The sequence below is a fragment of the Herminiimonas sp. CN genome, assembly GCF_000622895.1.
GTDB lineage: Bacteria > Pseudomonadota > Gammaproteobacteria > Burkholderiales > Burkholderiaceae_D > AVCC01.
In genome coordinates, this window is the sequence record NZ_AVCC01000004.1 from 63,359 (window position 1) to 82,171 (window position 18,813).

The window sequence follows — 18,813 nt, forward strand, 5'->3', positions numbered from 1 at the left end:
TTTTTAGTCCTTAAAGGTTTTGTAAGTACGCTTCCAATTTGTCGGGCGTCATGCTGGCGAACTTCTGCGCGATCTGGAGCGGCGTCATATTGGTGATCGCTTCCTGCTCGTCGTTTGCAGCGTGTTGCCCTGCAGGGAAATCGGACAGGGAGGTCGGCACCGTGGTCTTGCCCGCTTTCGCGGCGGCATCGGCTACGGCCTTGGCCTCCTGCTTCAATTGCTCTGCGGTCTTTTGCGCCGGCTGGGGCGCTGCTTGTCCTGGCACGGTGATTGCGCCGTGCGTTAGCTCGACCATTTCAATCACTTTGGAAAAGCGGTCTGCGAGTGATTTGTCAGCCCATGCCGGGTTTGCCTTCAGCGTGTTGTCGAACTGCTTTGCCAGTTCGTAGGCTGCAGGGTCGCTCGCCATGATGTGTGCCAGCTTGGGGGTAGAATCAATCGCGTCCTGCACCTGTTCGGCTACAGTCAGCTGTTGAACCTGCTCCGCGCTGCGCACGCTATCCTGTACCGGCTTCAATTGGGCTTGCAGTGATGCGGCTTGCGCTTGCATCGCCATCAGCCCTTTGTAGACGGTTGGGAAATCCTCTTTCAGCGCCGCCATGTCCTCATCGGACAAGCTACTTGCATTTGCTTCCCGGCTGGGTGCGGCGGGCTCCCCATCTTTTACGCCTTTGCCAGACTGGGCTGCTTGAAGCGCTGCCAATTGATCCTGGACTTCACGCAATGCCACTTCGGCACGCGTTGCCCGGTCACGGTCGGCCTTCAATACCGAGTACGGAATGATGTGCTTGCCGTCTTTGGTGGCAATACCATCAGGGTCCTTCTCGTCAACCACTGCATTTGCTTGTTCTTCGACCGCTGGCTTGACTTCATCCGTTTCCGGCTTCGGTTCGACGGGTGCTGGTTGCGCAGTTTCCGGCACGCCCTTGTCCAATGCTTCGAACATTGCTGCCAGTGTTACTGGGTCGGTTGCGTTTTCGTCAAATTCCATCGGTGTTCCAGCCATGCTGTTTCTCCACGTGTCGCGTTGGGTGCGTGATTTAAAAAACCCTCGGACCAGCCCACACAGAGGGCGCTGATATTGATCTTTGGGACGTGCTGATTGTGTTGCGTGTTTTGCTATTTGATGCCGTTTGCCTGTACGGGCGGCGCCATTCCGTCCACTTTGGCCGTCAACGCCTGTACCGCCTGCATGATCGCGCCCAGATCAACTACCGGGTGCGCTATGGCCGCCACCTCGATAGCGGTGCTTGACGCGATGCGCTGCTTCTGGATCTCGGTGCTGTGCCGCGCTACCTCGATCTGCGCCTTGGACGCGATCTCGGCTTGCCTGTTGCCGGCTTCGATATCCTTCTGCACCAGCTGGCGGCGCAGGGTCTCCATCTCGCCTTGCATAACGTTGATGTGATTTGCCGCTTCGGCCCGGATCGCCTGGATGGCTTGGCTGTCGTTCGGCTGGCCAGTGGCTTGTATCTCGGCAATGGTTTTTTGCGTGGCGGCCCGCATCTGATCGATCTTGGCTTGGCGCTCCTGCATGTCGAGCGCGATCTGTTGTTGTTGCAATGCCTGCTGCTGTTGCGCTGCCTGCTGTTGCTGCTGCTGCGATTCTGGTGAATCGTCGGGCAGGTTGAGCCCCTTGCGCAGCCGGTCGGCCATCTTCTGGCTGCCGGGCATGTCGGTGGCTTCGACCACGAAGTCGATAATCAGGCTTTGCGCCTGCGGCGGCAGCGACTTGGTGATCTCGGTCAGCATCTGCAACTGCTGCATGCGGAACGTCGGCGTGCTTGGAATATCGTCCAGCACCACGCGGGCGCGCACCTTGGACACGTCATTGGTGATCGTCATCTGGCCGGTCTGCGGGTCTTGCGCCGGCAGGTTCAGCACGATGACCTTCTGCGACTGGCCCTTGCCGATCGTCACGCGGGTTGGCCTGCCGGACAAATCTTCCTGCAGCATCGAAAACAGCATTTCGCCCACCATGCGACGGGCAAAACGGTAGTTATCGTTGATCTCGCCCAGGGTGTTTAGCCCTTGCTCGACCAGCGAGTTGATCGCCAGGCCGGAGGATGCCGAACTGTTCTGGCCTTGCATCGCCTTGTGGATGCCGGACGACTCCGCGATCTCCTGCTTGGATTCCTGCATCACCTGGAACTGCTGGACTGCCAAATCGCCGCCTGGTTCCACCCGAAACTGGCTACTGGGTTTGCGACCGGCCTCCAAAATGATGTACGCATCCGGGCGCGCGACTTCGAGCGCGGTCTTGCTGTGGTCCTTGACCGCATCGGAATCGGTAATCACGCGCTTGGAGTTCAACGACCACAGCATCTTGCTCTTGCGGGCGTTGATCTCATCTTGGGGTGAGATCATCGCGCGAATCAAGCCATACGGTACTTGCGTCAGGTCTTCGCGGTAGCCGAAGAACGGCACATAGGGGAAATTGCCGTGCTTATGCGGGCTCGACACGTCATACAGGAAGTGCGGGCCGCAGTACCATGCCAGCCGGATTTTCTGGAATGTCGCCATGCGCACTTGCACCATGCCCGATGCGATGGCCTTGCAATGGCGCGGATTGTCGAAATCGACTTCGATGGTCAATCCGCCTTGGACCGCCGTCATCACGTATCCGCGCACCCACTTGCGGTACCAGATTTCATACAAGCAGACCCGGTTGTGCTCGGTATCGCGCCAATCGGTTGCTTCCAGCCGCGTATCGCGCTCGATCTCCCAGGACTGCACCAAGCCGGTATCCTGCTCCATCATCGGATCGAAGCCAGCCCAGCCGCCAGTAGTCTGGCGGAACAGGCTGGCGTATTGCGGCATCATGGCGATCGCGCTATCCAGGTCGAGCCAGCGGCGCCGGATCTGATAGCGGGCATCCGACAGGTCGTACAGTTCGGCGCGCCAGTCCCAGAATATCTCGCGCCGGTGGATCGCCTTGACGCGGTAGGGGTACTTCAGCGGATCGGTCTCGCGTGAGACTTCGACAAAGCCCAGCCCCGCTTTCAGTTGCGAAGCGTAGGCGTCGGAGCAAGCGCGGTCGGCCCGGGATTCGGTTTCAGCATGCTTAAGCTTGAGCGACAATGCCTCGGCGGTATCGTCATTGGCAATGTCGTCGTCTTCGGGCCGCACGCGCCAGTCGGAGCGGGTCTTTTCCTCCATGCCAAGCACCGTATCAATGGTGGGCTTGATCAGGTTGGTAATCAGCGGCGGCTGGCCACGATCTTTCAACCGCTCGACCGTTTCTGCGGTCAGCTGATTACCGTCGTAGTAATCAGCTGCCCGGTCGGCTTCACGGCGCCAGGCTGGTTGGTGCCGGCACTCGAACAGGAATTGCTCTACCCGCTCGCGCGGCAAAGCAGTATTGGTCAGCTCTTCTGGCGATTCGCGACTGACCGCTTCGTCACCCATGACGATATTGGCCTGCTGGCCGTGATGATCCGATAGTGCCGCTGATGTAAGCTGAATGTCGCCGATGGCCATAGATAGGTTCCTTGCACTTGCGTCATTCTCAAGGCAAGAAAGCTATTTGATGCAGGTCAGCCTGCGCGCCAGTCATAGTTGCGTCGGTGGTCAATCAATGGTCCCGGGTCTGGCGGGCAGATTGCATGGCGCAGCATCATGATTGCGTAGCGCGTTGATGCCATAAGATCATCGCGCTCCTTCACGACCTTGCCATCCTTGCGGTGATACATGCGAAACTCCATGAACCAGTCGTCCATGTTAGAGAACACCTTGAATTTGCCTTTTTGCATACGCCCGAGCATGTCAAGTAGACCCGCCTCGACACTGGACCGGCTGACTTTGCCCTCATCCTCGCTGCCAGTTTCGGGATATTGCGCGCGCTCATAGAGCATGTTCACGCCGGCGCTTCGATATTGCTCCGCCAACTGCTCTCCACTCCCTTTGTCATGCTGCAAACCATCGTGCGGCCACGACACCGGTATCCACGGCCCGCGCGCCATGATGGCTGGCGCCTGTTCAAGTGGCGTCTTTTCACGCACACGCACGCAGTCATAGACATAAACGGTATCGCTATCGCGGTCCCATGCCAGCCAGGTATTTGCACTTGGGTGATCCCATCCGAAGTCGATACCGCAAATTCGTGGCCATATATCAGGGAGGTCGAACGGGTCTACCTTGAGCAGCGCTTCATCCACGGGAAATATCAGGCCGGAGCCCAGCACAGGGATGCCCTTTGATCGCGCGTCACGCAGATGCGGCGGCGTCGAGTCCCATAGTTCGGCTTTGGTTTTCTCGTCTAAGTGCGGAACATCGTTCCACCCAGCCATCACCAGATATTTTGACGATGTGACTTCAGGCATTTTTTGGCATTCCGTGCGGCAGGAAGCTAAACGCCATCTCACTCATGCCTTCCAGTGGTGTAAATGTGGTGTAGACGATGCCGTTAGTCGTAGCGGTGCGGATCAGGCACTCGCCATAGATTTCTATCGGCGGCTCCTCATCGAGCCAGATTCCATCTTGCTCTGTCCCCTCAAATGCGCCGCGACCTTGCTGATAAGACTTCAATCCGAGTTTTGACCAGCCGCCAGAAACATGCTTGACCTGAACAGTGTCGACCAGGTCTTGAACACCCTGCTTCCACGTGATCTTGCCTATCGCTTCACCAGGAACCAATGCCGTCCCGGAAAAGCTCTTCTTGCCGTCTGGATAAGAGATGTCTCCGAACAGCTTCGCCTGCACGATGTCACGTGTAGTTTCGTTGGTCTTGCCGGCGGCCCACCACTTCACCGGGAGCAGAAAGCGCCTGCCTTGCCACCAGTCTGGATACAGCCCAGTTAGGTGCAGCACGGTCTCATAACCGCCCGCACCTTCCGTTTTCCCGATACGGTTTGCTGCCATGAAACAGCGCTCACGGTACGTGGCGCCAGCTCGAAAGAACTCCATGTGCTTCGGATAGAGCTCGCGCCGGAACCTGCCTTCGTCTGGAAAGTAACCGAACAGCTTGCGCCGCCCGACGCGTTTAGCCTTCTCCTGCAGGAGTAAAGCCAATGCCTGCTTTGGCGGCATAGACTGCAATTGCGCGGTCAAGATCATCATCTGTTGCGGTTTCGTGAGTAGGTTTTTCGTCTGCGACATCGCTGATGTTGAATGCCTGGCGCTCTAATCCGATCAAGTTCTTCATGGCAATCGACAGATCGCGCACAACCACCGCATGCACCGGTATTGACACGGCCTTCATCAACTTATTGCGCCGCTCCGTAGTTTGGTCGTCGGCTGTCTCAATCTCAATCGCCTCCTCAAACTCGCTGCGCCTGCCGGCGACGTCCGTGAGTTGCTGCATTAGTAGCCCGACAATGTCTCGTCCTGACGATATATCCCTGCGATGGCTGCGGACAACTTCGACCACTGTGCCTGCAGCAGAATCCACAATCTCACGCTCAGTTCGCAGTTGGTCCTTCGCGTTGGCTGTGCGAACCTCGGTGCGAACCAACTCGGCGCGAACCTTCTCATTGACCTTCGCGGTCAAGTCGCGCAACCAGCCATGTACCTTGGCTTTCTTACGGATCGCGGTGTCGGACACGTCATGCAGCCTGCCAATCTCGCGCAGGGGCAGCACACCAGCACGGTAATGCTTCTCGATGGACTCCCAGTCAGTCTTTGGCTTTTTCTCCGGTTCCGCCGCTTGCGTCATGGCTGCCCCTTATTCACTTTCTTCTGTGTGATATCCCAACGCTCTTGCAGTTCGGTCAATTGATCGGCATTTGGAACACACACCTCGGCGTAATTCCGTTTTGCTATTTCGAGCTCGGCTGCGCATGCGGAATCAACGGCCGTGCTGGCTGTGCCAGAATTGGATCCAGATCCGGCATCCTCACGCACGCTGCGTTGCGCGTCGTTGAGCACGCTGCCAACGGCAGCAGGGATAGCACAATTAACAGGCAATACAATCTTCGGTAGCGCATGCGCCTTCTCCTCTTGCTTTCGAATGTGATCGATGTAGGCCGATGTGGCCCGGCTATTAATGCGCTGCAATTCGCTTTCGGTTTCACGCGCGTCAGAAACGCCTTTGAGTAACTTGGAGTCATCGTCTTTGCGTTGCGCCGCTCTTCCTTCAAAGTGAAAACCCAGCGCGGCCGCGCCGAACACCAGGAGGAATGCCAGAAGAAGGCGTGGGTCGAGGATATGGATCATTGCGCCCCCATGCATTGCGCATGCCTCTTGAGTTGCCGCGTCCAGACGCCAGCACAGACTTTGTTGCCAGGCGTCGAGCAGTCGTAACCAGCCGAGAATTTGTATTCCAGCAGGTCGTTGCAGGCCGCAGTGTAATTGCCGGCACGCAGATCGCGCAGCATCGATGAGTTGCGCCACTTGGTTGCGCCATATTGGTAGCGCCAGTCCATATACACATCGTACTCAGCTTGATGCAGCGCGACTCCGTCAAGCGAGCGACGCATGTCTGATTCATCTTTCTGCATATAGGTCAGCGTGCGCTGAATGGCTTTGACCGGAGTGGTCGTGTCACCCATGCGCACCGCCCGACCGTCTTCATGCGTCGTACTGCCGAGGCCGAGTGTCGGAACATCGCCCCGAGTCGGGATCACGGCGCGGTCGGTGTAGCCTTCGCTGGTCGCGATACCGACGAATGCTGCAGCCGACAACGTGAGCGCAGTAACGATAACGCGCGGATTATTCATTTTTCTGGCCCCTCTTTTTCGGTTTCAGGTTTCGCCACAGGCCTGATTCTTCGCGCCACCATTTCCGCGCCAAGTACAGACATTGCAAGACGATGAATGCCAGTGTTGCCCATCCGACCAACTCGTTCAGAGTCAGACCGTACATCACCACTCCGGGCGTTGCACGCATCGCTGCGGCTGCAATATCGGCTTTTTCGTTCAAATCCATCGAAATCTCTTTCGGACGTTAAAATATCCGCCGGTGCGGGTGAGGTTTGATTGCGACGAACTGAGCGATACAGTCGGACGCGATGTTGATGGGCGCAAGAGTAATACTGGCGCAGCTATTTGACGCACCAGCATGTAAAGTTATCGCTTGATGAGTGAGTGGAAAAGCTGCTCCAGAAGTTCATAGTTGTGCTCTGGCTCCCGAACCAAGGTAAGCGCCCCCCACTTTGCCGTGAACTTGCGACCCATGCGCGCAATCCGTCCTGCGCTGTGTAAGGCGTGCAGCGCGAACAGGACTTGCGGATAGGTGAGTTGCGTTTTCTTCACCAGATCGTGCGATGTACACCATGAATCGGTGTCGAGGACAGCGTCGAGGACAGTGGCGCGATAGGATCGTTGCCCCACGACCGTCATTATTTCAACTCCACTATCTCAATACCGTGCACATGCATCATCAAGTGCTTCTTCATTCGATAAGCTGCAGTTTTAAGAGTTACCGGGCTTTTCACGTCTTCCACGATCAGCACCCCATCAGCGCTCCGATAGCTAAAATCAGCCAGATACCGCATGGCCGGCTTGGTCTTCCCTCCCAGCTTCACGGCAGGCGCCAGTACAAACTTTGCCTGTCTGCTCAACTCGGTGATGTGCCCAGCCTTCTGCAGCAACTCCAGCGCCAGGAAGCGTCGCAACTCCGCCTGACTGTCGAACCTCATGCCCTGGTGCACGCACTTTTTATTGCGGTATTTAGCTGCCATCTTCCCTCCGGTGTTTGCATCCCATGCACCCTTGATCTACCCTGCCCTCTTGAGACAAGGTGTATTGGCAGTCCATTGCCATGCGAAATGGAACTTCCTTTGTCACCACCTTTGATCGTGTTGCGACCGTGTAGCCGTCGAACACGACCAAAGATGGTGCAAACGGCGATCTGTCAAAGCAGCCGTTACGCCTCATTTACGAATCTCCAATGCCTCGTACACTCGCAGTTCAATACCGTCGGCATTCATGTCGCGCATAACCGCGTGCGCATCCTCGCGTGACGGGTAGGCGGGACTGACTGCACTCCACCCTTTTCCGCTCGTCAGCTGCTGCACCTCCCATCCGATACCATTCGTTGCGCTCATGCCACCCTCCGATGCATTTCAGCAATCGCTGCCTGCAACTCACCGTGCGTTGCCAGTCTCAGCTGCGCCTCATGCAGGTCATAAACAGCCCGCATCGCGATCAATGCATCGCCATCCAGTCCTATAACGCCAGTCCTGAGATAGCGTTCCTTCGTTCGCCTGGCGCCGGCGGTCGCATCACGCAGTAGTTCAATGTGATCGCCTCCAATGCCGTTCTCGGCCAGAACTACGCCAATACCTAGTGCATAGATGATCGTGTCCAAGTGATATTCAGTAGCACGCCCATTTGTCATGGCTTCGATAGCCTGGCAATAGGCAATGCAAACATTGGCCCGGCGTTCCTCGGGCAATGGAATTGATTTAATTCGGTTGTTGGCGATGATGGGAAGCCCACCAGTAATAGATCGGCATTTCGGCTTGTAAGCCTTGTTTCTCAGCTTCTTTACGCGACTCATGCTGCCATCCCCATCCACGCACGGCATTCCGGGGTCATGATCGACTTTCGGCCCAGCCGTTCCACGCCGTATGCAGCATCAAACTCAGCAGCCAGAGCGCACAGAGCAAACTCGCTTGATGTGTTGCCGGCCCGCTTGCGCGCCACCCGCACCAGCCCGCACTCAACCATGATTTTCAGGTTTGTCCATACCCATTGCTCCGTCAGTCGGATTTTCGTGGACATCACCTGGATGGTTTTTGCCCCGTCACGCATCGCGCTCAGGATTTTCTTGAAATTATTTTGTTGGTTTAATGTAAATTTCTTCATTTTTTGCTTTTTCTTTAATTTTTTCAGTCGATCGATTTCAGCCTGCAGTCGCGGCCTGAGATCGTCGCGCTCGTCTGCCGTCAGAGATTTTCCGTGCTCCGCTTGTACGTGGCGCGGCGCTTTCGCCAGCCGACGCAACTGGCAACATGGCCGGTTTGCGTGGGTGCGGCCGGCATCGGCCAGACACCAATCGCACATCAAGCGGCCAGCTCCTTGCGCGCCCCTTGGCTGGGCAGCGCCGCTCCGGCAATCTGCATCTGGATAATCGGCTGCGTCGTACCGCCCAAGCGCACCCGCTGCGCCATGTCCGCATTCCCGATCAACATCGGCTCTTCGCTGCGAAAGCCGTTTTTCTGGTTGTGCATCCCGGCGATTCCAGTCATCACCGGCTGATATTCCGGCACCTCGTTGCGCGCCTTGTATCCGCGATAGCGGTTTTCAAACTCCCGCGCAACGAATGGCCATTCATCCTCGCTCTTGGTACCGAAGCCGACCCAGCCGCCCATGTCGTGCATCACCCGGTGAATGATCGCGTCATCGAATACCACGTCGCGGTAGGTACCAACCTGGCGCACCGCCTTGTCGACCTTAGCCCAGGCGTGCAGCGCGGAATCGGTAGTTGTGCCCTGGATCATGCGCACCACGTCGGCCGGTTTCGGCATGTACTGGCCGTTGTCAGGGTTTTTGACGTGCCGGTTCAGCGCTTCGCGCACTGCAGGCAGGTCGTACTGCTGCAAGGCGTTCCACCAGATGCCAATCGCCCACTCCGATGGCGTCTTGCCGTACAGGTCGCCCACTGCGTTGAGCATGTTGCTGAAATGATCGAAATCAGACTGTTTCATTTGCTTCCCCGAAAATCATTTTCTTGGCGATGGCTGCATTGGCCTGCCCTTGCTCGTAAATCGAGGCTTTCTGCGGGGAGGCGCGCGCCGGCTGCGTGATCCAGTCGGCCTTGAATCCGCGCCAGCCGCGCTCGCAGCAGATCGTCAAGGCGTCCCCCAGGCTTACGCCGGCCTTGTCAGCTTCGCGCCGAATGCCGTCCATCGCGGTTTTCGTGATGGCGGCGCGCTGCTTGGTTCGTAGAGCTTTGAAATCGGAGACAACTTGCGGATCGATGCCATCGAATGGATCGCCGTCAGGCGTAGCTTTTGATTTACTTGGTTCTTGGTTATTGGTTATTGGTTCTTGGTTATTGGTTGGCATTGCGTCCGCAGTGCGTTCGGTATGCGTTGGCATTGCGTCTGCATTGCTCGACTTTCCCCATCGCTTGTTTGCCGCATCTGCAGACTTACTGCTCTTCTCTTTAAATGCGGCTATTTCAGCGTCGCATCGCTTATGCGCCCAGCCGGCTGGCGTCATCGTGAAGAACTCGGACAGGACGACGCGAACAGCCTCCTTCTCTTCCTCACTCCTGGCGCGCAACACCCGAAACAGCGCTGATTCATCGCTGTTGATGGCGGACTCAGTTGTGTAATACCGGTCCATCAATCGACGGTATGCGCCATCCTCAAGAATTGATAAATGCGCTGTATCAGTTAGGTAATCACCGATGTGATGGCTGTAGTAATTCACTTTCCATCCCTCCATTCGCTGACGGACTTCGCTCGTTTTGAGCGGTTGCAACTGAAGCATGCGGTCACCAAATTGTCCTCTCCGTGATGCCCCCCTTTTGATACAGGGATCACGTGATCGCATTCAAGTCGACCGCCACGATGGCCGCAATATGCGCATGTAAAGTTATCGCGGTTAAAAACGAAAGTGCGTAGTCTTGCCCATATGGATGCGGATGGCCGCGACGATCCAATGGGTCCTGACATAGGCGGCAACGGGTAACGATCGGCTAGGACGACGAGAACGCTCGGGAATCCATCTGCCACAATTCCGGCGCCGCACAACTCGTCGAAACACGCCATAAACAGATCAGGCGCAAAACCGCTCAAGGATTCGACTCTGCGCCAGTTCGGGTAGCACGTCTTCCTCTTACCGGCCTCTTCGTGAGCCATTAAGGAAAGTTTCTGCGCAAACGAACTCATCGCCTTAATCTTCGGGTCAGTGGAAAACTCGCTGTACATGCGAAACCAATCCATTACGCACTCTCCTTGCTGATTAATGGGCGGCTCATGCTGCTTCCATGGAAAATTCCGGCTCGTCGAGCAAGCACGACAAATGCTGTTGCAGCGTCGAGCGCCACAACGCCGTTTCCAACGCACTTGAGGCGTGCGGCTCGGCTATCACCCATGTCGAAGGCCAGCCCATTAACCACGCTCCGAAAAGTGGGTTCAAGTGCCGGGGCGACTTCGGGGAATCGTTCGAGGATTCCTGCCCATAGAGGGTCGCTTGGGCCAGGGGCGAATACGCCACAAAGTTGGCTAATTGATCCATGTGTTTTCTGCCCCCCCTGTTACCGTTGCATGCTGTTCCGAGTTCGCGCCCTTGTGGTCCCGCGCCGCTGGCGTCGGCCAGTTGTTGGCTTGCACGTCCAAATGTGCCTGCCCGCCGCTGTTCGTTGTCCGGCCTGATCGTTCGTTTGCTTTTGGCGTCTCCCAGTTGATCGATTGCGACTTCAACTTCGGCTCGCCCCGCGAGTTCCGGCCGCTGCCGGATGCTTCCTCGTCCTTCTGCGTTTGCCATGCGCCATGCGAGGCAGAACCACCGGGCGCGGCCATGGCTGGCACCCACGTCGGACGCTGAAAGAGCGATCCATTCCGCATCCCACCCGCAGTCGGCCAGTTCTCCCACGACGCGGGAGGCCGCGCGCTCCAAAAGGCGTCCATCTTCAATGCCCACGTCCGAAAAGCCGTCTCCAGTGGGCTTGGCGGCATATTCGGAGGCGCTGGTTTCGTCCACAGCGGAAGCTGTGGCACTAGCGATGCCTGCGACGTTCTCCAGAAGCATGAATCGCGCACCGCTATCAGTTGCGATCCGGACAACCTCGAAGAACAGGCCGCTGCGCTTGCCGTCGAGCCCAGCACGCCGGCCGGCGACGGACAGGTCTTGGCATGGGAATCCGGCAACGATGCAATCCACCTTGCCGCGCCAAGCTCTTGCGTCGAAGGTGCATACATCGGACCAGATAGGTGCCGCATCCAGGGAGCCTTCTTCCATGCGCGCAACCAGGACGCTGGCTGCGTGAGCTTCCCGCTCAACGTGGCAAATGGTGCGATGCGCGATGCCCAAATATCGGAGGCCGGCTCGCAATCCTTCGTCGAGCATTCCGACGCCGGAAAACAAGCTGATGGCAGATAGAGCCAGCTCATTCATGCCCCCGCCACATCTGCAGCAATGCGCAACTCGCCGCGCTCAATCAATCCCACCAGAAACGCCGCCATCAGCTCAAATTCGTGGTTTTCTCCTTGCGGAACCCGCGTCGTGATCTCGCCTGCGCCATCAATCAGCCGGCCAGACTTGATCAGCGCCATGACAGTGGCCACGATGTTCTGATGCTCAAAAGCCTTCCATTCGGCTTTCGACAGCCCACCGCCCTGGTCGTGGCCGGCATGGCAGCCAATCCGGCCTGCGATGGGCCCGCACAGCGCCATTACAGAGGCGTCAGACGCTTTTAGGCTGCGGCCCTTGCCGAATGCCAGTTGATTGCTGTGTGCAGCCTGCGTAAGCCCTGCCGCGCCGCAGCACACGCAGGGAATCGAACGCACCGCAGCCAGATAGGCCAGGCTGCGAAAAATGCTGCGTTCTTTGCGCAGATGGTTGATGCGGGCGATTTTCCTCGTGCGATCCGGTGACTTTTTTGGTATGCGCGCCATTGGCACCTTGCGGGCGAATGCTGTGCGCTTCATTGGAGTTGTTTGCTTCATGCACGACTCCATTTGAATGGAAGCGCAGCAGGCATCACCCACAAATGCCTCATGTTTGCGACATTGACCACATCTCCATCTGCGGGATAAATCTCTACCGCATCGAGATTGGCTCTGCCACACTCTCGCTTCACCTGCTGCAGTTCGTCCCATGTAATGCCGTCAGCCCATTGGCCGGTACCAGCTTGAACCGAGACACGGCTCACAGATAGCCGAACGATGTCATTTGCCTCGTTGAAAACCTGCACCAGAAAATGTCGGGATAGCCATACCTCGGCCAACTTCTGATCTTGATGCGCCGGCCATTCATGCTCAGGGAGTCGCGCCAAGACTAATGGGCGCTTTGCGTTGTCGCGCGCCATCTGGCGGCGCTGTTCTCTTGTTGTTTGGATCATGCTGAAACCTCGGCTTCAAATTCTGCAAAATCGAACAATGTCGGCATGCTCACCTCGCGCTCCATCGCTTGGCAGTAATGCACCTGATCGGCGAAATAGGCTGAATTCAATTCGGAGCCCGCACCGCGCCGGCCCAGCTTCATTGCGCGTACCGGCACCGTGCCCAATCCGCAAAACGGGTCATAGACAACATCGCCTGGGTTGCTGTAGCGATTAATCAGGCGGTCAACAATGTCGATCTGGAACGGACAAACATGCTTCTCGACCGCGCGCGCCGACTGCTCGCCGTTGAGCGTGCGCATGCGCACGATGTCATACCACACCATCGGATCGTTGCTGCCCGGCGCCAGACTCAGGTAATCGGCCGGCAGCGATTTATTTGCCAGCATGGTTTCACCCACGGCGACGTGATATTCGTAGTCGTAGACGTTCTGCAGCGACATTTGCGTGAACATCTTCGCCAGCTTGGACGGCCCGTAGCTGGCCAGCTCGGCTGCGCCCATCAATCGATTGCCGCTCGAGCGCCAAAATGCATGTGCGTCTACCTGCCAGCGCGCGACGCTGTAGCCGGTGCCGGCAATCGGCGCATGCTTGCGATCGAATGGGCCTTGCACGCCATCCGCATCCAGGCACAGCGGTTTCGATTTCGTCACCGGCTCGTCGGCATAGCCACGCGAACGGTCGGATTGCGGCTTGTGGAACAGTAAAATGTATTCAGGCGAGCCGACGCCCATCTTCGTGCCATCCTTGCAGACCTCGGAATATCCGAGCCGGTACGTCTGATTGTTTTCGCGCACGACATCGGTGACGACCGTAATCATTCCCAAGTAATCGAAGCCGTGCTTGATACCGTGAAACAGCGCTTCCGCATGGAATGGGCTCACGGTCGGAATGCCGGCGCCAGTCACGTTGCCGAAATTGATCCGGTCCTTGACGTGGCAGGCGTAGATGCGGCCGGGCTGCAGGATCCTGAGCAATTGCGGCGTCAGGAAATCCATCTGTGCCCAAAAGTGCGCGTTGTCCTGGGTGTGGCCGAAATCGTTATAGCTCGGTGTGTATTCGTAATGGTTGGCGAACGGTACGCTGGTGACGATCAGGCCGACCGAGTTGTCCGGTTGTTCAAGCGCTTCGAGAACGCAGTCATTATTTGCGACCTCGAACAAATCGCCCTTGACCGTATGGCGATCAACCCCGATCGTGCGCGCCAGAGAATCCTGCATCGACAATTGATCCAGTCCATAGGTGCGGATAATCTCACCCATTTTTGACTGCATTTCGTCGTGTCGCGCCCACTTCTCTTGCAGTGTTTTTAATACTTCGCGCTCAACCTCGGTATGGATGATGTCGATACGCACTGGTACCGTCTGTCCAAAGCGCTTGACGCGGTGAATGCTTTGAATAAAGTCATTAAATTTGAACCCGATGCCGGCGAAAATCTCGCGGTGGCAATGTGCCTGGGCATTCGTTCCGGATCCGGCAATGCTCGGCTTGGTGGACAGATCTTTGATTTTCCCGTCACAGAAGTCGGCGATACGCTGCTCACGCTCATCCAGGTTTTGCGTGCCCCATACGCTGACGACACCCGGTATTGCCTTCTGAATGGCGTGCCGCTCATCTTCCAGGTCGTGCCAGATCAGGAAATGATCTTCCGGCGATTCGGACATGATCTCCGCGACCTTGGCAACGCGCGCGGCCATGCTGTCGCGCTTCTCGCCGGCCGCGGCGGACAATCCCATTGCCACGTTTGGAATCAGCAGCCCCTGGCCATTCTTTTCGGCACCGGCCGTGTCGTAGTCGCTTGGTACTTCGTGGTAGCGCACCTCCATTTCCGGCAGGTCGTAACCTTCGTCACAACGGCACGCGCTGCAGTAGGACTTAATTCTTACGTGGCCTTCTGTTTCGAGCCTGCTCCAGCCGAGTTGCCCATTTGCAGTTGCCGGGCTCGTAGTTTCCAGAATTGTCGATCCGGTCGATGGTTTGACCATCTTCGGGCTCGCCCATGTCGGCGAGGAATGCGGGGAAGTAATTCCATCGTTCGCAAACGGTGATCCCCCGACCTCCGTAGGCTTCCCAGTCCTGGTTCTTTTCTCTGCTGCAGCGGTCCCGCATTGCTCGCCAAGAGTCATAGGCTTGGGTTCCTTTTCCTCCGTGCTTTGGTCGCACGCAACCGCAACTGATGACTCGGCCGCTGGTGAGATGGGTTGATGTTGCGACGTGCGTTCCGCCGCAGTCGCAGGCGCAACTCCATGCGCCATCGCGCTTCGCGCCGGGAATCCATTGCTGGACGACGAGACGACCGAACCGCTGTTCGCTGAGATTTTTTCTTTGTGGCATACGCACCCGCACAGATCACTTGGTTTTTGAATAAAAACAGCCCACGAAGCTACCCATAGCCAAAACTCAGTTTCCTTGTGCGGGTATAGCGTCAAATTTCCGGACTTTTCGCTGTCGCGCTGGAAGAATCGGGTAAGCGCCTGGCCAGTGTCCATCACGCCCAGAAAACCGGCGTAGTGAATCATTTCCTTGAAGCGGTTTGGGCTCGGGGTGGCGGTATAGACGAACTTGAATTCGACTTGCTCAAACATCGGCAGGAATTCTTGGTAGGTTTTCGATCCATAACTGCGCAGTACGCTGGCCTCATCCAGTGATGCAGCTCCAAACTGGCGCACGGTAATCTTGCCCTCGCGCACAGATTCATAGTTCGTCATGTAGACCGTGCCGCTGCCATCAACTTCAGCGTCCGACCGGATAAACCGCAGATCGATCGCATATTCGCCAGTGAAGCGCTTCGCCACCTCGCGCACGAACTCTTGGCGCACGCCGAGCGGCAAGACGATCAGGCGCAACAGTTCAGGTCGACGGATGCCGATCTGCCGCATCACCTCGAGATTGGTGCTAGTTTTATGCAGCCCGAAGCTGGCGAACACGGCGCGCTGGCCGCCGGCCAAGGCCCAGCGGACGATGTCGCGCGTATGCGGCTTTAGATTCGGATTGATCTCTTCCAGCGGCACGTCAAAGCCCTTGCGCTGTGCCAGTTTGATCTTTGCTTTCAAAAAATCGTTGTATTCGCTTAAAATATGCGCAGTCATTGCTGATCCTGGTGAGTGATTAGAAGGCTCGGATTCGTTGGCGCGAATTTCGAGCTTTTGCTTTTGTGGACTCATACCGTCCTCAACCTGCATTTCTTGCACAATGTCGACCCAGCAATGAATTGACCGGCGCTCTGATTTTTATTGCGGCAATGGCTGCCGGTGCAGGTCTGCTGACGGTGATTGAGCGCCATGATTGCGACGTTGCGGAAGCGGTGTTGACCGCTTGGGGACTGGATGCCTTGGTTGAACTCGTGCGGAATCATGCGTAACTCGCTTCGGAATTCGTCAGCGTCCAGAATGCAGCCCACTCTGTATGTGCGGTGCTGCCGGCCGGGTATGGGGTGGTTGTGATTGGCTGACCGGATAGGCTGGCCTGAAATGCTGATTCGCGGATTGCGGCGATGGATGCGGAAATGTCGCTCATGCTGGGTACCCGTCGTGCAGCTGTCCATCAAGCGTGCGTCCGGCGGCTTTCTTACCATAGCGGATCATGCAGATTGCATAGCCAGGCTTAGTGCTGATGATGTGTTCTGGCTTCTTTTCAAAGCCGCCAAAACCGAGTTCGGTAACTGGAGCCCACTCACCCCATTGCTTGAGTAGGAACGGTACGCCGGCATCGACGCACTGATCGCGCAGGCTGCGGACATGCTCCGGATGCATCGGTCGCGCCTTTGGGCCACTTTCTCCCTCGACGACAACCCAATCGATCCCCCTGACCGAATCGTAGTTATAGCCATGTCGGATCCATCGTTGGCCGGTCAGCGCATTCAAACCGATCGCTGGCGGACTGTCATCGGAGTCAACGGATGTCCATAACTCTTTCGGTATTTCTCGATGGGCCATACCATCATCGATGTCAGTCAGATCAACCGTCCCTAACAGAGGCCCCATGCTCAACCAGCGCACCGCTGCCGGCGTCTCCAATAGCATCGGGATGCGCTCGTTGGCCGCATACTGATCCTCGACCGAGACGCCGATCCAGACGTTCGGCAGCGGCCATGTTTCGTGTCGGTGTGCCGGGCCGTGGTAGGCGCCTGCGGTGAGCTTGCCATGGGCTTCGTAAATTGTTGACTCTGCCCATCCGATCGCTTCGACGCGATCCGGCGCATTCAGATAGTCGCGCATGCGCTCCGGCCGCTTGGTCAGTACCTGAAAAATGTGGTGCGACGCCAGCGCCATGACCGCAAACACCTGGTCGATATACTCGACCGGTACGGATTCATGAAACAGGTCGCTCATGCTGTTGACGAAAATCTTCCGCGGCCGCTGCCATTTGAGCGGCTGAGTCAGGATGCCCGGCACCAACATGATCTTGCCGTTCCACTTTGCGCCCTGGCTGGTCTTGGTGGTCAGTCCTTCATACGGCTGGCCGGGCCCGACAAAGCGGCCGGCAACACCCATCGCGTAGCAGTTCTTGCAACCATCTGACACCAGACTACAGCCGCGCACTGGATTCCACGTGGCGTCGGTCCATTCAATTCCTGTCTTATCGCTCATGCTGCACCGCCCAGCTGTCCGCGCATGACGCTTTTCAGGCATTCGAGCTCGCGTTCAAAACCCGCTGCCTTTTCTTCTGCGGCAATTCGCCTTGCGCGCTCTTCTTCGGCGACCCGCTCGGCTTCCGACTTCAGCACCACCAGCGTGCAGCCCAGCCGGTGTGCGCGCCATTCCGGATAAATTCGATTGCCTACCTGAGCGCAGAACGCAGCTTCCCGGTCCGCTTGCAGCGTCGCCTTCCCCGTCTTGATATTTGAGAAATATCCCGCATCAATTCCGATGTGCGAATAGATCTCTTTGTCGGTCAGGCCCGATGCCCGGCATGCCAGCACGAATGCGGCAGCAGCGTTCGGCAATGCGTGGATTTCTTCCTGCGACGCAGTGAATTGAATCGGCATGCGCGCAAACAAAAGCGCGTCATCCTCAGTGCCTGGCACAGAAACCTCAGTACCGGTCGTCATTTTTGTTTGGTCCATTTGTGTACCCAAAACGGTTAAAAAAATTCGACAATGAAATTGCCGAGGGTCAATGCAGGTAGGGCGGGCGATTCCAGCGTGTTAAATTGCCATTTCCACACAACAATTTTTTACGAAGGAATCTCCCATGGATAAATCGACAGCGATTGCGATTGCAGCAAATCAACTTGAGATGCTGCTTAAAACCCAGCCAAACCTCTTGGCATACAGCGCGGCAGACGAGAATCGCGGGTCTGACGCGGCAAAATTCTGCATAGGATTCATGGATACGTATGCAGCCTGGGCAGAGAAGCAGGACTCGTCTCCCGATTGATCGCCTCGCATTCATTGACTAAGGCGCGTCGGATTTCCTTCAGGGCTTCCGGCGATTCGCTCTTTACCGCCAAGGCGCAAAGTGCATCGGTAATGGCAATGTTTTGGCGGGGTGTCAGTTTGGTATCGTTCATTTAAGTCTCTCTGGGTTGATGGGCAGGCGAACGCCACCGTTGCGGGCGGATTCGGCTTCGGCGATGGATGGGTCTGGGGTTGCTGTGCTGCGCAGGTATGCCCAATCGACATCGGGGCGCAGGTCTTCGCAGCGGACGGCGCCATTTGTAAGCCGCTCAATTGATGGGCAATGTTCTGCGGGGATGCGACGACCCTCCAGCTTCCACTGGCTAACCGCACCTTTTGTGATGCCAAGATGGTCTGCAAGCAACTGCATGGAACCAATCTGAGCGAGTGCTTGTTCAAAGGCTTCTTCTGGGGTCATTTCTGGCAAGCGGTTGATTAATGATGCCAAAGTATAGTTATTC

General features: G+C 57.0%; 25 protein-coding genes. 1 reads left to right on the forward strand and 24 read right to left on the reverse strand.

Annotated elements, in window-relative coordinates:
* Positions 1 to 10 precede the first annotated feature (10 nt).
* The 20 genes from HMCN_RS0102025 to HMCN_RS19730 form a co-directional block, all read right to left on the reverse strand.
* Entirely contained in the window at positions 11 to 1,006 is a 996-nt protein-coding gene (locus HMCN_RS0102025; protein ID WP_155837320.1) for a hypothetical protein, read from the reverse strand.
* A gap of 113 nt (positions 1,007 to 1,119) precedes the next feature.
* Positions 1,120 to 3,480 carry a hypothetical protein gene (locus HMCN_RS18140; RefSeq protein WP_025915807.1) on the reverse strand — a complete coding sequence of 787 codons (2,361 nt, stop codon included), beginning with the start codon at positions 3,478 to 3,480 and terminating at the stop codon, positions 1,120 to 1,122.
* A 56-nt stretch (positions 3,481 to 3,536) separates the two neighbouring features.
* Positions 3,537 to 4,322 carry a hypothetical protein gene (locus tag HMCN_RS18145; protein ID WP_051566698.1) on the reverse strand — a complete coding sequence of 262 codons (786 nt, stop codon included), beginning with the start codon at positions 4,320 to 4,322 and terminating at the stop codon, positions 3,537 to 3,539.
* Complete coding sequence (locus tag HMCN_RS18150) at positions 4,315 to 5,058, reverse strand: terminase large subunit domain-containing protein (RefSeq protein WP_081801374.1); 744 nt, start codon at positions 5,056 to 5,058, stop codon at positions 4,315 to 4,317. Before HMCN_RS18150 ends, HMCN_RS18145 begins: the two co-directional genes overlap by 8 nt.
* Complete coding sequence (locus tag HMCN_RS0102040; protein WP_025915808.1) at positions 4,982 to 5,653, reverse strand: hypothetical protein; 672 nt, start codon at positions 5,651 to 5,653, stop codon at positions 4,982 to 4,984. Before HMCN_RS0102040 ends, HMCN_RS18150 begins: the two co-directional genes overlap by 77 nt.
* Positions 5,650 to 6,153 (reverse strand): hypothetical protein, encoded by a 504-nt coding sequence (locus tag HMCN_RS0102045; protein ID WP_025915809.1) that lies wholly within the window; start codon positions 6,151 to 6,153, stop codon positions 5,650 to 5,652. Before HMCN_RS0102045 ends, HMCN_RS0102040 begins: the two co-directional genes overlap by 4 nt.
* Positions 6,150 to 6,656: a lysozyme gene (locus tag HMCN_RS0102050; RefSeq protein WP_025915810.1), complete on the reverse strand. Its 507-nt coding sequence runs from the start codon at positions 6,654 to 6,656 to the stop codon at positions 6,150 to 6,152. The genes HMCN_RS0102045 and HMCN_RS0102050 overlap by 4 nt, the downstream gene beginning before the upstream one ends.
* Positions 6,649 to 6,864 (reverse strand): hypothetical protein, encoded by a 216-nt coding sequence (locus HMCN_RS0102055; protein ID WP_025915811.1) that lies wholly within the window; start codon positions 6,862 to 6,864, stop codon positions 6,649 to 6,651. The genes HMCN_RS0102050 and HMCN_RS0102055 overlap by 8 nt, the downstream gene beginning before the upstream one ends.
* A gap of 140 nt (positions 6,865 to 7,004) precedes the next feature.
* Positions 7,005 to 7,277: a hypothetical protein gene (locus HMCN_RS0102060; protein ID WP_025915812.1), complete on the reverse strand. Its 273-nt coding sequence runs from the start codon at positions 7,275 to 7,277 to the stop codon at positions 7,005 to 7,007.
* Positions 7,277 to 7,618 carry a DUF1064 domain-containing protein gene (locus HMCN_RS0102065; protein WP_025915813.1) on the reverse strand — a complete coding sequence of 114 codons (342 nt, stop codon included), beginning with the start codon at positions 7,616 to 7,618 and terminating at the stop codon, positions 7,277 to 7,279. Before HMCN_RS0102065 ends, HMCN_RS0102060 begins: the two co-directional genes overlap by 1 nt.
* A 192-nt stretch (positions 7,619 to 7,810) precedes the next feature.
* On the reverse strand, positions 7,811 to 7,984 hold the full coding sequence (locus tag HMCN_RS19015) for a hypothetical protein (protein WP_155837322.1): 174 nt from the start codon (positions 7,982 to 7,984) through the stop codon (positions 7,811 to 7,813).
* Positions 7,981 to 8,439: a hypothetical protein gene (locus HMCN_RS0102075; protein WP_025915814.1), complete on the reverse strand. Its 459-nt coding sequence runs from the start codon at positions 8,437 to 8,439 to the stop codon at positions 7,981 to 7,983. Before HMCN_RS0102075 ends, HMCN_RS19015 begins: the two co-directional genes overlap by 4 nt.
* Positions 8,436 to 8,885 carry a hypothetical protein gene (locus tag HMCN_RS0102080; RefSeq protein ID WP_025915815.1) on the reverse strand — a complete coding sequence of 150 codons (450 nt, stop codon included), beginning with the start codon at positions 8,883 to 8,885 and terminating at the stop codon, positions 8,436 to 8,438. The genes HMCN_RS0102075 and HMCN_RS0102080 overlap by 4 nt, the downstream gene beginning before the upstream one ends.
* A 59-nt stretch (positions 8,886 to 8,944) precedes the next feature.
* Entirely contained in the window at positions 8,945 to 9,589 is a 645-nt protein-coding gene (locus HMCN_RS0102085; RefSeq protein WP_025915816.1) for a DUF6475 domain-containing protein, read from the reverse strand.
* Positions 9,576 to 10,379, reverse strand: a complete 804-nt coding sequence (locus HMCN_RS19620) for a YdaU family protein (protein WP_202962636.1) — start codon at positions 10,377 to 10,379, stop codon at positions 9,576 to 9,578. Before HMCN_RS19620 ends, HMCN_RS0102085 begins: the two co-directional genes overlap by 14 nt.
* Positions 10,316 to 10,834 (reverse strand): HNH endonuclease, encoded by a 519-nt coding sequence (locus HMCN_RS20065; RefSeq protein WP_025915818.1) that lies wholly within the window; start codon positions 10,832 to 10,834, stop codon positions 10,316 to 10,318. Before HMCN_RS20065 ends, HMCN_RS19620 begins: the two co-directional genes overlap by 64 nt.
* 31 nt (positions 10,835 to 10,865) lie before the next feature.
* Positions 10,866 to 12,008, reverse strand: a complete 1,143-nt coding sequence (locus HMCN_RS17135) for a DNA cytosine methyltransferase (RefSeq protein ID WP_051566704.1) — start codon at positions 12,006 to 12,008, stop codon at positions 10,866 to 10,868.
* Positions 12,005 to 12,601 (reverse strand): hypothetical protein, encoded by a 597-nt coding sequence (locus tag HMCN_RS19625; protein WP_193366386.1) that lies wholly within the window; start codon positions 12,599 to 12,601, stop codon positions 12,005 to 12,007. Before HMCN_RS19625 ends, HMCN_RS17135 begins: the two co-directional genes overlap by 4 nt.
* Complete coding sequence (locus HMCN_RS0102110) at positions 12,556 to 12,954, reverse strand: hypothetical protein (protein WP_051566706.1); 399 nt, start codon at positions 12,952 to 12,954, stop codon at positions 12,556 to 12,558. The genes HMCN_RS19625 and HMCN_RS0102110 overlap by 46 nt, the downstream gene beginning before the upstream one ends.
* The gene (locus HMCN_RS19730) at positions 12,951 to 16,043 is read right to left on the reverse strand and encodes a DNA methyltransferase (RefSeq protein ID WP_025915821.1); all 3,093 of its coding nucleotides are present in this window, start codon (positions 16,041 to 16,043) and stop codon (positions 12,951 to 12,953) included. Before HMCN_RS19730 ends, HMCN_RS0102110 begins: the two co-directional genes overlap by 4 nt.
* 122 nt (positions 16,044 to 16,165) lie before the next feature.
* Here HMCN_RS19730 and HMCN_RS19030 point away from each other — a divergent pair, with 122 nt between their 5' ends.
* Positions 16,166 to 16,315 carry a hypothetical protein gene (locus tag HMCN_RS19030; RefSeq protein WP_155837324.1) on the forward strand — a complete coding sequence of 50 codons (150 nt, stop codon included), beginning with the start codon at positions 16,166 to 16,168 and terminating at the stop codon, positions 16,313 to 16,315.
* Positions 16,316 to 16,466: 151 nt separating this feature from the next.
* Here the strand turns inward: HMCN_RS19030 and HMCN_RS0102125 are convergent, their stop codons facing one another.
* The 4 genes from HMCN_RS0102125 to HMCN_RS18480 form a co-directional block, all read right to left on the reverse strand.
* Complete coding sequence (locus HMCN_RS0102125; RefSeq protein ID WP_025915822.1) at positions 16,467 to 17,543, reverse strand: DUF5131 family protein; 1,077 nt, start codon at positions 17,541 to 17,543, stop codon at positions 16,467 to 16,469.
* Entirely contained in the window at positions 17,540 to 18,019 is a 480-nt protein-coding gene (locus tag HMCN_RS0102130) for a transcriptional regulator (protein ID WP_155837325.1), read from the reverse strand. The genes HMCN_RS0102125 and HMCN_RS0102130 overlap by 4 nt, the downstream gene beginning before the upstream one ends.
* Before the next feature lie 260 nt (positions 18,020 to 18,279).
* Positions 18,280 to 18,465, reverse strand: coding sequence for a hypothetical protein (locus tag HMCN_RS19035; RefSeq protein WP_155837327.1), 186 nt, complete (start codon positions 18,463 to 18,465; stop codon positions 18,280 to 18,282).
* Positions 18,462 to 18,800 (reverse strand): helix-turn-helix domain-containing protein, encoded by a 339-nt coding sequence (locus HMCN_RS18480; protein WP_238551906.1) that lies wholly within the window; start codon positions 18,798 to 18,800, stop codon positions 18,462 to 18,464. Before HMCN_RS18480 ends, HMCN_RS19035 begins: the two co-directional genes overlap by 4 nt.
* Positions 18,801 to 18,813: the final 13 nt, after the last annotated feature.

Excerpts from the sequence above, each read along its gene's own strand:
- HMCN_RS0102025 (WP_155837320.1), bottom strand. The coding sequence starts at position 1,006 with ATGGCTGGAACACCGATGGAATTTGACGAAAACGCAACCGACCCAGTA.
- HMCN_RS18140 (WP_025915807.1), bottom strand. The coding sequence starts at position 3,480 with ATGGCCATCGGCGACATTCAGCTTACATCAGCGGCACTATCGGATCAT.
- HMCN_RS18145 (WP_051566698.1), bottom strand. The coding sequence starts at position 4,322 with ATGCCTGAAGTCACATCGTCAAAATATCTGGTGATGGCTGGGTGGAAC.
- HMCN_RS18150 (WP_081801374.1), bottom strand. The coding sequence starts at position 5,058 with ATGATGATCTTGACCGCGCAATTGCAGTCTATGCCGCCAAAGCAGGCA.
- HMCN_RS0102040 (WP_025915808.1), bottom strand. The coding sequence starts at position 5,653 with ATGACGCAAGCGGCGGAACCGGAGAAAAAGCCAAAGACTGACTGGGAG.
- HMCN_RS0102045 (WP_025915809.1), bottom strand. The coding sequence starts at position 6,153 with ATGATCCATATCCTCGACCCACGCCTTCTTCTGGCATTCCTCCTGGTG.
- HMCN_RS0102050 (WP_025915810.1), bottom strand. The coding sequence starts at position 6,656 with ATGAATAATCCGCGCGTTATCGTTACTGCGCTCACGTTGTCGGCTGCA.
- HMCN_RS0102055 (WP_025915811.1), bottom strand. The coding sequence starts at position 6,864 with ATGGATTTGAACGAAAAAGCCGATATTGCAGCCGCAGCGATGCGTGCA.
- HMCN_RS0102060 (WP_025915812.1), bottom strand. The coding sequence starts at position 7,277 with ATGACGGTCGTGGGGCAACGATCCTATCGCGCCACTGTCCTCGACGCT.
- HMCN_RS0102065 (WP_025915813.1), bottom strand. The coding sequence starts at position 7,618 with ATGGCAGCTAAATACCGCAATAAAAAGTGCGTGCACCAGGGCATGAGG.
- HMCN_RS19015 (WP_155837322.1), bottom strand. The coding sequence starts at position 7,984 with ATGAGCGCAACGAATGGTATCGGATGGGAGGTGCAGCAGCTGACGAGC.
- HMCN_RS0102075 (WP_025915814.1), bottom strand. The coding sequence starts at position 8,439 with ATGAGTCGCGTAAAGAAGCTGAGAAACAAGGCTTACAAGCCGAAATGC.
- HMCN_RS0102085 (WP_025915816.1), bottom strand. The coding sequence starts at position 9,589 with ATGAAACAGTCTGATTTCGATCATTTCAGCAACATGCTCAACGCAGTG.
- HMCN_RS19620 (WP_202962636.1), bottom strand. The coding sequence starts at position 10,379 with ATGCTTCAGTTGCAACCGCTCAAAACGAGCGAAGTCCGTCAGCGAATG.
- HMCN_RS20065 (WP_025915818.1), bottom strand. The coding sequence starts at position 10,834 with ATGGATTGGTTTCGCATGTACAGCGAGTTTTCCACTGACCCGAAGATT.
- HMCN_RS17135 (WP_051566704.1), bottom strand. The coding sequence starts at position 12,008 with ATGAATGAGCTGGCTCTATCTGCCATCAGCTTGTTTTCCGGCGTCGGA.
- HMCN_RS0102110 (WP_051566706.1), bottom strand. The coding sequence starts at position 12,954 with ATGATCCAAACAACAAGAGAACAGCGCCGCCAGATGGCGCGCGACAAC.
- HMCN_RS19730 (WP_025915821.1), bottom strand. The coding sequence starts at position 16,043 with ATGACTGCGCATATTTTAAGCGAATACAACGATTTTTTGAAAGCAAAG.
- HMCN_RS0102125 (WP_025915822.1), bottom strand. The coding sequence starts at position 17,543 with ATGAGCGATAAGACAGGAATTGAATGGACCGACGCCACGTGGAATCCA.
- HMCN_RS0102130 (WP_155837325.1), bottom strand. The coding sequence starts at position 18,019 with ATGGACCAAACAAAAATGACGACCGGTACTGAGGTTTCTGTGCCAGGC.
- HMCN_RS19035 (WP_155837327.1), bottom strand. The coding sequence starts at position 18,465 with ATGAACGATACCAAACTGACACCCCGCCAAAACATTGCCATTACCGAT.